The 15,004-nt window shown below is 68.2% G+C and carries 13 protein-coding genes; 8 read left to right on the plus strand and 5 right to left on the minus strand.

Annotated features, from left to right (window positions below; translation table 11 throughout):
* Positions 1 to 149 precede the first annotated feature (149 nt).
* Positions 150 to 785 (minus strand): DUF1684 domain-containing protein, encoded by a 636-nt coding sequence (locus AC4D14_RS10695; protein ID WP_490902131.1) that lies wholly within the window; start codon positions 783 to 785, stop codon positions 150 to 152.
* A gap of 77 nt (positions 786 to 862) precedes the next feature.
* On the opposite strand from AC4D14_RS10695, the gene AC4D14_RS10700 reads away from it, so the two are divergent.
* Positions 863 to 1,615, plus strand: coding sequence for a sulfite exporter TauE/SafE family protein (locus AC4D14_RS10700; protein ID WP_490902133.1), 753 nt, complete (start codon positions 863 to 865; stop codon positions 1,613 to 1,615).
* A gap of 79 nt (positions 1,616 to 1,694) precedes the next feature.
* The gene (locus tag AC4D14_RS10705) at positions 1,695 to 2,957 is read left to right on the plus strand and encodes a cell division protein PerM (RefSeq protein ID WP_490902135.1); all 1,263 of its coding nucleotides are present in this window, start codon (positions 1,695 to 1,697) and stop codon (positions 2,955 to 2,957) included.
* Here AC4D14_RS10705 and AC4D14_RS10710 read toward each other — a convergent pair.
* Positions 2,954 to 3,442, minus strand: a complete 489-nt coding sequence (locus AC4D14_RS10710) for a hypothetical protein (RefSeq protein ID WP_490902137.1) — start codon at positions 3,440 to 3,442, stop codon at positions 2,954 to 2,956. The two genes, AC4D14_RS10705 and AC4D14_RS10710, sit on opposite strands and share 4 nt — an antisense overlap.
* A 60-nt stretch (positions 3,443 to 3,502) precedes the next feature.
* On the opposite strand from AC4D14_RS10710, the gene purN reads away from it, so the two are divergent.
* The 3 genes from purN (at position 3,503) to AC4D14_RS10725 (ending at position 5,840) form a co-directional block, all read left to right on the plus strand.
* Positions 3,503 to 4,072, plus strand: coding sequence for a phosphoribosylglycinamide formyltransferase (purN, locus tag AC4D14_RS10715; RefSeq protein ID WP_490902138.1), 570 nt, complete (start codon positions 3,503 to 3,505; stop codon positions 4,070 to 4,072).
* Positions 4,073 to 5,089, plus strand: a complete 1,017-nt coding sequence (locus tag AC4D14_RS10720) for a magnesium and cobalt transport protein CorA (RefSeq protein WP_490902140.1) — start codon at positions 4,073 to 4,075, stop codon at positions 5,087 to 5,089.
* Positions 5,090 to 5,249: 160 nt separating this feature from the next.
* Entirely contained in the window at positions 5,250 to 5,840 is a 591-nt protein-coding gene (locus AC4D14_RS10725) for a DUF6318 family protein (RefSeq protein WP_490902142.1), read from the plus strand.
* Positions 5,841 to 5,874: 34 nt separating this feature from the next.
* Here the strand turns inward: AC4D14_RS10725 and AC4D14_RS10730 are convergent, their stop codons facing one another.
* A complete protein-coding gene (locus AC4D14_RS10730; protein WP_490902144.1) occupies positions 5,875 to 7,227 on the minus strand; it encodes an MFS transporter in 1,353 nt (450 codons plus the stop codon).
* 392 nt (positions 7,228 to 7,619) lie between these two features.
* Between AC4D14_RS10730 and AC4D14_RS10735 the strand changes: the two genes are divergently transcribed.
* From AC4D14_RS10735 to AC4D14_RS10745, 3 genes are all read left to right on the plus strand, one after another.
* Positions 7,620 to 8,429: a hypothetical protein gene (locus AC4D14_RS10735; protein ID WP_490902145.1), complete on the plus strand. Its 810-nt coding sequence runs from the start codon at positions 7,620 to 7,622 to the stop codon at positions 8,427 to 8,429.
* A 140-nt stretch (positions 8,430 to 8,569) separates the two neighbouring features.
* Complete coding sequence (purH, locus tag AC4D14_RS10740; RefSeq protein WP_490902147.1) at positions 8,570 to 10,183, plus strand: bifunctional phosphoribosylaminoimidazolecarboxamide formyltransferase/IMP cyclohydrolase; 1,614 nt, start codon at positions 8,570 to 8,572, stop codon at positions 10,181 to 10,183.
* 81 nt (positions 10,184 to 10,264) lie between these two features.
* Positions 10,265 to 12,487 carry an NADP-dependent isocitrate dehydrogenase gene (locus AC4D14_RS10745; RefSeq protein WP_490902149.1) on the plus strand — a complete coding sequence of 741 codons (2,223 nt, stop codon included), beginning with the start codon at positions 10,265 to 10,267 and terminating at the stop codon, positions 12,485 to 12,487.
* A gap of 109 nt (positions 12,488 to 12,596) precedes the next feature.
* On the opposite strand, the gene AC4D14_RS10750 is transcribed toward AC4D14_RS10745, so the two are convergent.
* Together AC4D14_RS10750 and AC4D14_RS10755 are read right to left on the minus strand one after the other, a co-directional pair.
* Complete coding sequence (locus AC4D14_RS10750) at positions 12,597 to 13,676, minus strand: Gfo/Idh/MocA family protein (RefSeq protein ID WP_490902151.1); 1,080 nt, start codon at positions 13,674 to 13,676, stop codon at positions 12,597 to 12,599.
* 171 nt (positions 13,677 to 13,847) lie between these two features.
* Complete coding sequence (locus AC4D14_RS10755; protein ID WP_490902152.1) at positions 13,848 to 14,951, minus strand: substrate-binding domain-containing protein; 1,104 nt, start codon at positions 14,949 to 14,951, stop codon at positions 13,848 to 13,850.
* Positions 14,952 to 15,004: the final 53 nt, after the last annotated feature.

Genomic DNA, 15,004 nt, shown 5'->3' on the forward strand with positions numbered 1-15,004 from the left:
CGAAATAAATGTCGTGTTGAGCAGCTGTGTCTGTAATCTGAGCCTCCGCGGGGGTCGATGAATCGTCGCTCCCATGATAGGGCCTGCGGCTGCCCCGCCCACACCGCCCGGTGTCGGCCCGCCTGTACCCGCCGGGCTGTGACCCGGCTCTAGTACTCGGTGTACATCTCGCCGACGGGCACCTCGGTCTCAAGCCGGTTGTCGGGTCCGGGAAGGGGGCACGCCCACGCTTCGTCATAGGCGCACGACGGGTTGTAGCTGAAGTTGAGGTCGAGGACCAGGCTTCCCGGCTGGCGGCCCTCGCCGAGATGGGCGCCCTTCACCGTGTCGAGCAGGTACCGGCCCGCGCCGTAGGTCCCGCCCGGGCGCCCCGCCGTCGCGTCGCGCAGGGGGAGGAAGATGCCGCCGGCGTAGGACGTGAGGCGCCACAGCGCAAGCTTCCCGACGCCCGGCAGCACAACCGTGCCGAGCCGCTCGAAGGGCACAACGCCGTCAGTGCCCGTGGCGACGTCCCGGATCTCGCCCGCGCCGTCGTCGTTCACCGCCGCCTCGAAACGGTAGGAGGGCTCGTAGGGGGCGACAGGGAGTCCCGTGAAACGCCGTTTCGCGGCCTCGTCAAGGGGAGAGGCCGGATGGTCGCGGAACAGGCGGTCGCGCCCCTCGCGCCACAGGCCGTGGGCTGCCTCGGGCGACTCCGTTGCCGCGCGCTCGCGCACGTCCTGGTACAGGTCAAAAACCGACTTCCGCCAGTCTGCGGTGGCCAGGGCGGTGGTGAGCAGTGTCATGAAAAACATGCTACGCCGCCGTGCTCCGGTGCGTCCCGGGGCGACGCCGGCCGTTGCCTGCGCGTACTGTGATTCGAGTGACCGCCGGGATCTTCGCAATCGTGCTCTCCTCGATCTTCGTCGGAGCCACTGCGCAGCGCATCGCCGGGCTTGGCTTCGCCCTGCTGATCGCGCCGTTCCTCGTCCTGATTCTGGGGCCCCACGAAGGCATCCTCCTCGTCAATATCTGCGGAGTGGTCTCCTCCTTCCTCATCATCGGACGCGTCTGGCGGGACATCGACTGGAGCATGTTCCGCTGGCTCGTTGTCCCATCGATCTTCGGCTCCATCCCGGGCTCGTTCATCGCCGTCGCCGTGCCCTCGGCCCCGCTGTCCGTCACTGTGGGGGCCATCGTGCTGACCGCGCTCACCGCTTCCCTCGTCCTGCAGCGCTCCAACGTCGTGCTGCGCGGCAACACCCCCAAGGCCGTCGCGGGCTTCACCTCCGGGCTGACCAACTCCATGGCCGGCGTCGGCGGGCCCGCGGTGAGCGCCTACGCCGTACTCTCCCGCTGGCCGCAGCGGCCTTTCGCTGCGACACTCCAGCCGTTCTTCGTCATCATCGGGCTCATTACCCTTGCCACGAAGCTGCTGCTCGATCCGGGCCAGGCTCCGGCGCTCGAGGGGTGGATGTGGGCGGCGATCTGCGCCGCCATCGTTGGCGGCATTTTCATGGGGGAGAAGCTCGGGCGGTTCGTGCGCGATGACCACGCGCGGTTCGCCGTCGTCGTCATCGCCTTCATCGGCGCCGGCCTCGCCACCGTCCGCGGGCTCATCGACCTTCTCGGCTGAGGCCCGACGGGTGCTTCGGCGGGCCCGCGGGCCGAGTCGCTGAACAACCGGGGCCGCCGCCGGTGGCACCATTGAAGGGATGAAACTTCCAACAGGGAAACCCAGCGCCCTCCCCATGCCCTTGTGGCTTCAGGGTGTCTTCGAACTGGGACAGGCGGCCGCCATCTCCGCGGCGCTTGTCCTCATTCCTGTGGCCGCCGTGTGGCTGACCGGAGGTTTCGCCGCCCGGGACGCCGTCTCGGCGGCCCAGCTGGCCGGCCAGGTCTGGCTCGTGGCCCACGGGGTTCCGCTGGTGCTGGCTCTTCCCGGGCAGCCGCCGGGAATACTCCACGTCATCCCGTTGGCCCTGACCCTCCTTCCCTTCCTGCTCGCGTGGCGGGCCGGGCGCCGGCTGGCCCGCGCGTCCTACACCGACCAGCTGTGGCAGGCCCTGGCCGGGGCGCTCGGCATCTACGCCGTCGTCGGCCTGGCCGTTGCGCACCTGTCGAGCAACGCCGAGGTGTCGGTGCCCCTGACCGCCGGTGCCCTGATCCCGCCGGTCTCGGCGGGTTTGGGAATCGTCACCGGCGCGTACCGCGAGGCCGGCGCCTGGAGCCGCCTCATCGGCGTCGACGGCGCAGCCTGGATCGCGCGGACAAGCCAGCACTCCCGGTGGGCCGGGTCCTACGTGTGGTCGGTGCTCCGTTCCGCGTTCCTTGCCCTTACCGCCGCGGCCGGCCTTGCCTCGGTGCTGCTCGCCGTGAGCATCGCCCTGCACTGGACGGAGATCGCCGCGGTCTACGAACGGCTCGACGCCGGAATCGCCGGGACTGCGGTCCTCAGCGTCGTCCAACTGGGCCTGCTGCCGAACCTTGCGCTGTGGACCTTCGCCTGGGCCTCCGGGGCGGGATTCGCCCTCGGTGCGGGCAGCTCCCTCACCCCGCTCGGGAGCACCGCCGGACCGCTTCCCGCCGTCCCGGTGTTCGGGGCGGTGCCGGCGGGCACGCTCGAGTACGGCATCGCCGCGCTCGCCCTGCCCGTCGTCGCGGGGGTGCTCGCCGGCTGGTGGTTTTTCCGCGAAGGGGAGAACCATTTCGATGAGTGGCTCAGCATCAAGATCGAAGCGCGCTGGCTCACGGCCATCGTCTCGACGCTCAGCCTTGGCATTTTCGTCGGCCTGACCGCCGGCATCGGGGCAGCGGCGCTCGCACTCCTGTCCCGGGCCTCCCTCGGGATCGGCCGGCTGACTGACCTCGGCCCTAATCCGTTGGCCGTGGCGCTGTGGCTGGGGGCCGAGGTGGCTGTCGGTGCCATCATCGGCTACGCCGCCGCTCCGCTGCTGGAGCGCGAACCGCGCCGCTAGTTCGAGGGCAAGAGCCCGTCGAGGTTGCGCAGCTCCTCTTCGCACTCCTGCTGCGCCTGGAGCGTCAGCGCCGTCGCACGGCAGTCCTCGTACCGTTCGGTCAACGGCCACAGGGCCACCGCCGCGGCTGTTCCGATCGTTAGGAAGGCCGCCGCGGCGAGCCCGACCACGAGGGTCAGGCGGACAAGCGGCGGCAGCCGGCGCCGGACGGCCGCGGTGAGGGCGATGATCCCCAGCACCAGGGCGGTGATGGCGCAGGCAAGGCCCAGCACCTTCCACGGCAGCAGGAGCGTGCTCGTCACGAACGCCGCAAAGAGTGCTCCGAGGAACCACCGCAGCAGGGTCCTGAATTTCGCCACGTCACCGTCCGCCGGGGTGCCCTGCGCGTTCGCGGGCCCCGGCGGCGGCGCGGCCGGGCCTGGGCCTCCAAGCGGCGGCCGGCGGTCGGAGGGGGCGGGTGGTGCGGGCCGCTCGGCGTCGTTCATGCTCCAACCCTAGCCGCTGCCGGTTTAACCGTCCGTGGCGGCGCCGCCTAAGGTTGTGCCATGCGCATAGTCATCCTGGTCTCGGGAAGCGGGTCGAACCTGCAGGCGGTCATCGACGCCGTCGCTTCGGGCGGCCTCGACACCGAAATCGCCGCCGTGGGCGCCGACCGTCCCGGAACCCTCGGCGTCGAACGCGCCGCGGCGGCAGGCATCAGCACGTTCGTTGTGGACTTCAAGGACTACCCCGACCGGGCCGACTGGAACACCGCCCTTGGCGCGGCGGTGGCGTCCTACGCCCCCGACTACGTCGTGTCGTCGGGATTCATGCGCATCGTCGACCAGTCGTTCCTCGACCGGTTCCCCAACCGGTACCTGAACACCCATCCGGCGCTCCTTCCCAGTTTTCCCGGCGCACACGGTGTCCGCGACGCGCTCGCGTACGGCGTGAAGGTCACCGGGTGCACCGTGATGATCGCCGACGCCGGTGTCGACACCGGCCCCATCCTCGCCCAGGCCCCGGTTGCGGTCCTGCCGGATGACACCGAGGAGACCCTCCACGAGCGGATCAAGGTCGAAGAGCGCCGCCTGCTCATCGAAACCCTCGCGTCGCTGAGCGCAGGGCTGTCCTAGATGGCCCTCGTAGCGAACGCCGTCTATGTCGACGGCCGGCGCCGGATCGACCCAGAGAACCTCGATACGGCCTTCGAAGTCATGCGGGAGACCTCGGGCATGGGTTGGATCGGACTGTACCGCCCGGATTCCTCGGAACTCCGCCGTGTCGCTGCGGAGTTCGGCCTCCACGACCTCGCTGTCGAGGATGCGACAAACGGCCACCAGCGCGCAAAGCTCGAGCGGTACGGGGAAACGCTCTTCGTGGTGCTCCGGCCGGCCCGTTACCTCGACGACGAGGAGAAGGTCGAGTTCGGGGAACTGCACGTGTTCGTCGGTCCCGACTTCGTCGTGACCGTCCGCCATGCCGAATCACCGGACCTCGGTGCGGTGCGCCAGCGGATGGAGGCGAGCCCCGACCTTCTCTCGATCGGCCCCCTCGCCGTGCTCTATGCCATCCTCGACGAAGTTGTGGATGAGTACGAGCCGGTGGTCAACGGGCTCGAGAACGACATCGACGAAATCGAGAACGAGCTGTTCGGCGGCGACCCCGACGTGTCGCGGCGGATCTACGAACTTCACCGCGAAGTCATCGAGTTCCAGCGGGCAACCCAGCCGCTGCAGGGCATGGTCGAGTCCCTGCTGCGCAGCTCCGACCTGTTCGACAGCGAGGCGGAGCTCGGCTCGAGGCTGCGCGACGTGCTCGACCACGTCATCCGGACGGTGGAACGCGTCAACACGTTCCGGGCGCTGCTGCAGAACGCGCTCACCGTTCACGCCGCGCTCGTGGGCCAGCGGCAGAACGAGGAGATGCGGAACCTCACGGAGACCTCCCTGTCGCAGAACGAGGAGGTCAAACGGATCTCCTCGTGGGCCGCGATCCTCTTCGCTCCGACCCTCGTGGCCTCGATCTATGGAATGAACTTCGACTCGATCCCCGAACTCCACTGGGCGTTCGGCTACCCGTTCGCGCTGGCGCTCATGGTCGCCATGGGCGCCGGACTGTACTGGGCGTTCAAGCGCCGGAAGTGGCTCTAGAAGCGGCCTTCGCGCGATGTGCATCACATTCGGGCCCGCCCGGACAGTTGTTGCCCCAAGCCACCGCTAGGCTGGCAGCGGCAGGATGGATGCCCGGCGCCCGGGCCCGCACGACGGGCCGGCCGCCGCCCCAGTTACTCGTTCTTGTAGGGAAATCACAGTGAGCCTCACCCGGATGACAGCCGTTGCTGCCTTCGCCGTTTTCGCACTCAGCGCCTGCGGGGCAGCCGCCGAAGCCCCGGAGGACACCTCGCCGGCACCGGCAAGCTCAACGGCGCCCGCGGTGAACATCACCCAGCCGGAAACGAACGACCTCGCCGGCGAGGCCTCGGCCGAGGGCGCACGGGCCTACCTGTTCCACTACTTCGATCTGAAGGCCTACGCGCTGCAGACCGGTGACACGAAGGCGCTGCTCGAGAACGTCGATGGTGCGTCCGAGGAGGAGGCATTCGCCGCGGAGGTCGCAAAGACCTACGCCGACGGTGGATGGATCCTCGGCGGACAGCCCAAGGTGAAGGACATCGTGCTCGCCACCGACGGGACGGACGTTGCCCCGGAGACCGAACTGACTGCGGTCATCCCGGTCAACCCCGATGCCTACACGGCGTTCGGCAAGGACGGCGAAGTGCTCGAGCACCGCCCGTTCACCGCCGACGGCACGGTCTACACCGCCGTCGTGAAGTACTCCGGGAGCGCCTGGAAGGTGGTTTCGCTGCGAGAAACCCCCGACGCCGAGCTGCCCCGGCCGTAGCTGCTTCTTCTAACGGCCGCGCGCCGGCGGGAACCTAACTGAGCTTGGCCCCGCGGGTCTCCGGGGCGTTCTTCGCCATCCAGAGCACCGCCGCGAGGACCAGGACCCCCGTCAGGGCGAAGGTCAACGGCAGGCCGAGCAGGGGCCACAGCAGCGAACCGAAGATCAGGGGCACCAGCCCCGCGCCAACCCGGGAGACCGTCGAGGCCCAGCCGAATCCGGTGCCGCGCAGCTCCGTCGGGTACAGCTCCGACACGTACGTGTAGAGCACGGGGATTGCGACCTGAATCAGGAATCCGAACGCGAGCAGCCAGAAGGTTGCCACCGCCGGGAGCCCCACGGTGAGCGCGAAGACCACGAGGACGGCGGCGGAGAGCGGCCCAGTGATGGCCAGGATCCATTTGCGGCCGATCCGCTCCACGAGCAGCGCGGCGGCGATCACGCCGAACAGGCCGATGCCCGTCATACCCGCGGTGGTCAGGAACGCCACCGACTCCTCGTACCCGGCGGCCTTCAGGATGCTCGGCATCCAGGTCAGCGCGCCGTAGTACACCAGCAGGATGCTCAGGAACAGGCTCCACGCGGTGAGGGTGATGCGCCAGTTGAACCGCCAAAGCCCGGTCAGCTGCCCGGAAATGTTGCCGAGGGAGAGCTTCGGGGTTTCCGCCGGCTCCGGAAGGCGCCAGGCGCGGACGGTCCCGCCCGTGCGCTCGACAAGTGAGTTGATGACCGCCTCGGCCTCGGCACGGCGTCCGCGCTGCACGAGGTAGAGGGGGGACTCGGGAACCGAACGCCTCACCCAGAACACAAGCAGCGCCGGAAGGACCATGACGAGCATCGTGTAGCGCCAGTCGCCGAACGCGGCGATCAGCAGGGTTGTGACGACGCCGCAGAGGAACGCCCCGATGGGCCACCAGGCATCCATCGCGGTGAGGACGCGCCCGCGCTGCCTTCGTGGAGTGAATTCACCGACGAGCGCATAGTCCACGGGGATGCACCCGCCAAGGCCGAATCCGGCAAGGAAACGGAAGAGGCAGAACCAGACCAGATCGGGGGAGAACGCCCCGAGCACCGTGAAGATCGAGAAGATGAGCAGCGTGGCCGTGAAGGCGGTCCTCCGGCCGATCAGGTCCGCGATGGAACCCCATGCGAATGCCCCGACGGCCATGCCGATGAGGTTCGAGGTGCTCACCCAGGCGGCCTCGCCGGGGGTGAGTCCCCAGTGGTCCGAAAGGAGGGGGATGAGGTAGCCGTTGAGAGTCACGTCCCAGGCGTCGAACATGAACCCGAGGCCGCCGATCAGGAAGATCTTCCCCTGCACGCGCCACCGCCACGGGAGCTCCTGGACCACCTGGTCCCCGGTGGGTAATGAAATTGAGGTGCTCACTGTGCCTTCCCGATCGAGCCTGGTGCTTGGGAAACTGTACCGTCGGGCCGCGGCGGCGCAGAAACGGGACAGTGCTCCACCCTTCACAATGCACAAATCAAGAATGCACAAATCACGGCCCCGGAGCCGCAAATGCTGTCGATTCTGCATCCTGGATGGGCCGGCAGGAGCCGTTGCGAAGTTAGCTGTGGATATCGCGGCCGGGCCAGCCGGAGGGCCGACGATGGGCGGATGGATTTTCCTTCGCAGTTCCCGGCCGGACGGCTGTGCTTCACCCTCGACGACGCCCGGCGCGCGGGCGTTGACTACCGCCGGCTTCGGCGCACCGACTTGTGGTGCCGCACCGGAGCGTCAGGACCTTCCGGAACCGGGAGGCACCCCTGCTCGACAGGGTGTCAGCACTCACCTCCCTCGCCCCAAGGACGGTCTGCAGCCACCTCACCGCCGCCGCGCTCTGGGGCCTGTTCCTTCCGTCGTGGGTGGACCCGGCGGATCCGGTCCACCTCAGCCGCCCGATAGAGCTCACGGCTCCCCGGCGTAGGGGTGTGAAGGGGCACCGGGCGCCGCTGACCGCGCGCGACGTTGAGGAGATCCGCGGCGCCTTCGTCACTTCACCGGCCTGGACGTGGACCGACTGTGCGGAGATGCTTCCCCTGGCCGACCTCGTGGCGGCGGGGGACTGCCTGCTCCGCCGGGAGGATGCACCGCAGCGCCCCGGGGAGATTGGATGGCCGGACCCGCTGTGCACAGCTGCGGATATCGCCGAGGTCATTGAGCGGTGCCCGGGAACCCGAGGGATCCGCCGGGCGCGGAAGGCGCTTGAGCTGCTGCGCGCCGGCGTCGATTCCGCGCCGGAGTCACGGCTCCGGCTGCTCATCCTCGAGGCGGGGCTTCCGGAACCGGAGGTCAACCGGTGGATCCTCGATGCCTCGGGCCGGCCCCTGTCCCGACCCGACCTGCAGTACCGGCTGCAGAGAATCGCCCTTGAGTACGAGGGCGAACACCACCTGCTTCAGCCGGGGCAGTGGAACCGGGACATTGAACGCGACGATCGGCTCCGCGCGATCGGGTGGACGGTCCTGAGGTTCACCAAGATCCACCTGCCCCCGGCCAACGTTCCGGCGTCAATGGCGAAGATCCGGAACGCGCTCGCCGCGGCCGATGCCGCTTCCCCCTCCGCCGTTCCATCGAGGGTGCAGTAATTCCCCGTCCGAAGGCGTTTCGCCCGTCCGTTCTGCGTCCTCGATGGGGGAGGGAGTAGGAATGCCGGCGGGGCGGAGGCCTGCCCGGGGCGCCTATAGAATTGGAGCGTCCCCCGCACAGCCACAGTACGGAGATCTGCGTGAGCCCCACCCATCTTGACCGTGTTCCAATCCGCCGTGCACTGATTTCGGTGTACGACAAGACCGGTCTTGAGGACCTGGCCCGCGGCCTCCACGAGGCGGGGGTGGCGCTTGTATCGACCGGCTCGACGGCGGGCCGGATCGCTGCCGCCGGAGTGCCCGTGACCGAGGTCTCCGAGGTCACCGGGTTCCCCGAGTGCCTCGACGGGCGGGTCAAGACGCTCCACCCGAAGATCCACGCAGGAATCCTTGCCGACCGGCGCCGCGACGAGCACGTCGCCCAGCTCGCAGAACTCGACGTCGAAGCCTTCGACCTCGTTGTCGTGAACCTCTACCCCTTCGTGGAGACGGTCCGCTCCGGCGCCGCCCCCGATGACGTCGTCGAGCAGATCGACATCGGCGGCCCCGCCATGGTCCGCTCGGCAGCGAAGAACCACCCATCGGTCGCCGTCGTCGTCGACCCGGCCCGGTACGCCGACGTCGTTGCCGCAGCGGCGGCCGGCGGGTTCGAGCTCAACGCACGGCGCCGCCTCGCTGCCGCCGCCTTCGCCTCCACCGCCGCCTACGACGCCGCCGTCGCCGCCTGGACCGCGGCCCAGTTCGGTGACGGCACCGATGACGGCGACGCCTGGCCCGCTTACGCCGGACAGGCCCTCGAGCGCTCCGAGGTGCTGCGCTACGGCGAAAACCCCCACCAGCAGGCAGCCCTCTACGTTGACAAGGCTGCAGCCCCGGGCATCGCGCAGGCCACCCAGCTCCACGGCAAGGCAATGAGCTACAACAACTTCGTTGACGCCGATGCCGCCCTGCGCGCCGCCTTCGACTTCGCGGAGCCGGCCGTCGCGATCATCAAGCACGCCAACCCCTGCGGTGTTGCGGTCGGCTCGGCCGGTGCGGAGGACCCCATCGCCGACGCCCACGCCAAGGCGCACGCCTGCGACCCGGTTTCCGCGTTCGGCGGAGTGATCGCCGCAAACCGCGAGGTGAGCGCCCGCATGGCCGAGGCGGTCAAGGACATCTTCACCGAGGTGGTCATCGCCCCGTCCTTCGAACCGGAGGCCGTTGAGATCCTTTCGCAGAAGAAAAACATCCGCCTCCTCGTCCTGCCCGAGGACTACCGCCGCGACCCGTCCGAGATGCGCCAGGTCTCCGGGGGAGTCCTTGTCCAGGCGGCCGACACCCTCCAGGCCGACGGCGACGACCCCGCGAACTGGACCCTCGCCGCCGGTGAGGCCGCCGACGAGGGCACGCTGGCCGACCTCGCCTTCGCCTGGCGCGCCTGCCGGGCGGCGAAGTCGAACGCCATCCTGCTTGCCTCCGACGGCGCCTCGGTTGGGGTCGGCATGGGCCAGGTCAACCGCCTCGACTCCTGCCGGCTCGCCGTTGAGCGGGCCAACACGCTCGCCGGCGACGGCGTCGAACGGGCCCGCGGCTCGGTTGCCGCCTCGGATGCGTTCTTCCCGTTCGCCGACGGCCTGCAGATCCTGCTCGACGCCGGGGTCCGCGCCGTCGTCTCACCCGGCGGATCGGTGCGCGACTCCGAAGTCATCGACGCCGCAGCGGCCGCCGGTGTCCCGCTGTACTTCACAGGGGCAAGGCACTTTTTCCACTAGCTCCGGTGAGCCCCTCGGGTAGGTTGGAACCGAGGGACACCCAGAATCCACAGCATCCGAGAACTCCCAGGGAGACGCCCAATGGCCAAGATCATTTACACCCATACCGATGAAGCGCCAATGCTGGCGACCTACTCGTTCCTGCCGATCATCGAGGCGTTCGCCTCGACGGCCGGAGTGGACGTCGAAACCCGCGACATCTCGCTCTCGGGCCGCATCCTCGCCCTCTTCGGTGACCGCCTCACCGAAGATCAGCAGGTGCCCGACGCGCTGGCCGAACTCGGGGCCCTCGCGAAGACCCCCGAGGCGAACATCATCAAGCTTCCCAACATCAGCGCCTCGATCCCGCAGCTGAAGGCCGCGATCGCAGAGCTGCAGGGCCAGGGCTATGCACTTCCGGATTACCCGGACGCCCCCTCCACCGAGGAGGAGAAGGAAGCCCGCGCACGCTACGACAAGGTTAAGGGCAGCGCCGTCAACCCCGTCCTGCGCGAAGGCAACTCGGACCGGCGGGCCCCCGCCTCGGTGAAGAACTTCGCCCGCCAGAACCCACACAGCATGGGCGCCTGGACGCCGGAGTCCAAGACCCGCGTGGCCTCCATGGACGCCGACGATTTCCGGTCGAATGAGAAGTCCATCGTCATCGAGGCCGAGGACACCCTCCGCATCCAGTTCGTCAACGCCGACGGCGGGACCACCGTCCTGAAGGACTCCGTCCCTGTACTCGCCGGTGAAGTAGTGGACGGCACAGTGATGCGCGCGGCCGCTCTCGACGAGTTCCTCAAGGCGCAGGTGGCGCTCGCGAAGCAGGAGGACCTGCTGTTCTCCGTCCACCTGAAGGCCACCATGATGAAGGTCTCGGACCCGATCATCTTCGGGCACGTGGTGAAGGCATTCCTGCCCGAACTCTTCGCCAGCTACGGTGACCAGCTGGCCGCTGCCGGCCTCAGCCCGAGCAACGGGCTCGCATCGATCCTCAGCGGCCTCGACGCGCTGCCCGACGAGGTGCGCGACGGCGTAAAGGCGGCCATCGAGAAGGGGATGGCAGATGGCCCGAAGCTTGCCATGGTCGATTCCGACAAGGGCATCACCAATCTCCACGTCCCCAGCGACGTGATCGTTGACGCGTCGATGCCGGCGATGATCCGCAGCTCCGGACACATGTGGGGGCCCGACGGATCGGAGGCCGACACCCTCGCGGTCATCCCCGACAGCAGCTACGCCGGCATCTACACGGCGGTCCTCGATGACTGCCGGGCCAACGGTGCCTTCGACCCCACCACCATGGGCACCGTTCCGAACGTTGGACTGATGGCGCAGGCCGCCGAGGAATACGGCAGCCACGACAAGACCTTCGAGATCACCGGGGCCGGCACCGTGCAGGTCCTCGACGGCGCGGGAACCGTCCTTCTCGAACACGAGGTCCAGCCGGGCGACATCTGGCGGGCCTGCCAGACCAAGGATGCGCCCGTCCGCGACTGGGTCAAGCTCGCCGTGACGCGCGCCCGTGCGTCGGGAATGCCCGCAGTGTTCTGGCTTGATGAGAGCCGCGCCCACGACGCCAACCTCATCGCCAAGGTCCGGGAGTACCTCGGGGAGCACGACACCGAGGGCCTGCAGATCGAGATCATGACGCCGGAGAAGGCCACCGCCTTTACCCTGGAGCGGATCCGCAGGGGAGAGGACACCATCTCGGTGTCCGGCAACGTCCTGCGCGACTACCTCACCGACCTGTTTCCCATCCTCGAACTGGGAACCAGCGCCAAGATGCTCTCGGTGGTTCCCCTCATGAACGGCGGGGGACTCTTCGAAACCGGCGCCGGCGGATCGGCGCCGAAGCACGTCCAGCAGTTCCTGAAGGAGAACCATCTCCGCTGGGACAGCCTCGGCGAATTCCTCGCACTGGCCGTGAGTTTCGAGCACCTCGCGACGACGACCGGAAATGCGCGCGCGCAGATCCTCGCCGACACCCTGGACAAGGCCACCGGCACGTTCCTGCTCGAGAACAAGTCGCCGAGCCGCCGCGTGGGCGAGATTGACAACCGCGGCAGCCACTTCTACCTGGCGCGGTACTGGGCGCAGGAACTTGCGCAGCAGACCGAGGACAGCGAACTGGCGCAGGCCTTCTCCGTGGTGGCCGAAGCGCTGGCGTCCAATGAGGAGACGATCGTCGCCGAACTCCTGGCCGTGCAGGGTTCACACGTGGACATCTCCGGCTACTACCACCCCGATGTCGCCAAGGTGGCCGCCGCAATGCGTCCCTCGAAGAAGCTCCAGGAAGTACTGGCCATCCTCGCCGCGTGACCGTCTGCCCGGCGGACCGGGCCGCAGGCCGGAACTGAAGACCGCCTGCCGACAAGGAAAGGCCGCTCCCGCATCCGCGGGAGCGGCCTTTCCCGTCCGCTGGAACGCGCTACACGGAATCGTTGGCGTACCGCAGACCGAGCTGCGCTCGCACGCCGTCGAGCAGGCGAAGAGTCTGGAGCGTGTCATCAAGGGGCATGGTGGGGCTCTCGAGCAGGCCGGCCTGGATGCAACGGGTGGTCTCGCGCAGCTCGTACACGTAGCCGGCCCCCACATGCTCGAAGGTCTCCGTGCGACGCTGCCCGTCCTTGGGCTGGACGGTCAGTTCGCGCGGGTTGTGAAGCGGCCCGTCTCCGGTGCGCAGCCATCCGCCGCTGCCGCTGACCGTCGCCGACGCCGGGCCGAGCGCCACAAGCGAGGAGGTCAGCTGCGCCTGCGCCCCGCCGTCGTATCCGAGGGTCACGGCGTTCTGGACGTCGACGCCGTCCGCATTGAGGGCACCGGTCGCGGAGACGGAGGAGGGGAAGCCGAGGGCGCCCAGGGCCCAGGTGAGCGGGTAGACGGTGAGGTCAAGCAGGGCGCCGCCGCCGGCCGCCGGATCCCAGATCCGGCTTGAGGGGTCGAACGCGGCGGGGAAGCCGAGGTCGGCCTGGACCCACCGGATGTCGCCGAGCTCGCCCGAAAAGACGATGTCCCAGGCGCGGTTGACGCTGGGAAGGAACCGCGTCCACACCGCCTCCATCAGGAACCGGTTGTTGGCCGCGGCAAGGGCAATGAGCTCCTCGGCCTCGGCCGCGTTGACGGTGAACGGCTTCTCGCAGAGAACGTGCTTGCCGGAGGCCAGGGCCGCGGCGGCCACCTCGAAGTGCTGGGCGTGCGGGGTGGTGACGTAGACGACGTCGACGTCGGGGTCCTCGAACATACGCTGATAGCCGGAGGTCCCGCCGGCGTCACCATAGCCTGCAGCGAAGCCGAACCGTTCGGCGAATGCCGCTGCGCTGTCGGCGCTGCGGGAGCTGACAGCCTGCAGCACGGCGTCGTCGAGCAGCGCGATGTCCTGCGTAACCTTCGAGGCGATGGCGCCCGTTGCGACAACACCCCAGCGGAGGGGACGGCCCGTTGCGGCGAGCGGACTGGGAGCCCCGGGCGCGGCGCCGGGAGGTTGGGGGATGCGTTGGTGGGAGTTCATTGCACCATCCTTCCGTGCAGCTCATCGGTAATCCACCGCCGTCCGGCCACCGGGCAAATAACACCGGGCAAAACACCGGGCAAAGCCGCCGGGGAAAAAGGAATCCCGGCACAGCCGAGGCGGTGCCGGGATTCCTTGTGCCAGCCCGCGGGCGGGCCAGTCAGTGCGCTGTTACTTGACGAGCTCCGACAGGTTCGGGTCGTCGGCGTAGGCCTCAGCGGCGTTTTCCTTGGTGACGATCTGCGGCTCGAGCAGGTAGGCCGGAACGACCTTCACGCCGTTGTCGTAGGTCTTCTCGTCGTTGACTTCGAGCTTCTCGCCGGCAGCAAGCCCCTCAACCATGGTGATTGAGTGCTCCACCAGGTCGCGGGTGTCCTTGTTGATCGTCGAGTACTGCTCGTCTGCCATGATCGACTTGACCGACTCAACCTCGGAGTCCTGGCCCGTCACCACGGGGATTTCCTTGCCTGCGGCCTTCACCGAGGTGAGGACGGCGCGGGCGAGGGTGTCGTTGGGGGACAGGACGCCATGGAGCTCTTCGGAGTCGTAGTTGCCGCTCAGGAGGGTGTCCATGCGGCGCTGGGCGTTCTCAGCCTTCCAGCCCTGGGTGACAGCCTGGTTGAACTTGGTCTGTCCAGAGACGACCTTCAGGGTGCCGTCGTCGATCTTCGGCTGGAGGACGCTCATCGCACCGTCGAAGAAGACCTGGGCGTTGGCGTCGTCGGGCGAACCGGCGAACAGCTCGACGTTGTACGGGCCCTCACCCTTCTTCTCGGCGAGTCCGTCGAGAAGTGCCTGGCCCTGCAGCTCGCCGACCTGGAAGTTGTCGTAGGCCACGTAGTAGTCGACGTTCTGCGTGTTGGTCAGCAGGCGGTCGTAGGCGATGACGGTGATGCCGGCGTCGGCTGCCTGCTGCAGCTGGCTGCCGAGCTGGGCGCCGTCGATTGCGCCGACGATGAGGACCTCGACGCCGTTGGTGATCATCGAGTTGATCTGGTTCTGCTGCTCGGAGACACCGCCGTTGGCGAACTGGACGTCGGGCTTGTAGCCGGCTTCGGTGAGGCCGTCGTTGAACAGGGTCTCCGCAAGCACCCAGTTCTCGGAGGTCTTCTGGGGAAGGGCGACGCCGATGGCGGCGCCTTCCTCGAATCCGCCGGCGGCCTCTCCAGCGGGAGCGCTCTCGGTTCCCGTGCCCGCTTCTTCACGGCCACAGGAGGTCAGCGCGAGCGCTGAGATTGCAGCGACTGCTGCAAAGGACTTTGCGAACTTACGCATTCCATTCTCTTTCTTTTGCATGATTTCGGACGGTGAAAGGTAAAGGTTCAAAG

This window comes from Arthrobacter sp. TJ-254 (genome assembly GCF_058269175.1).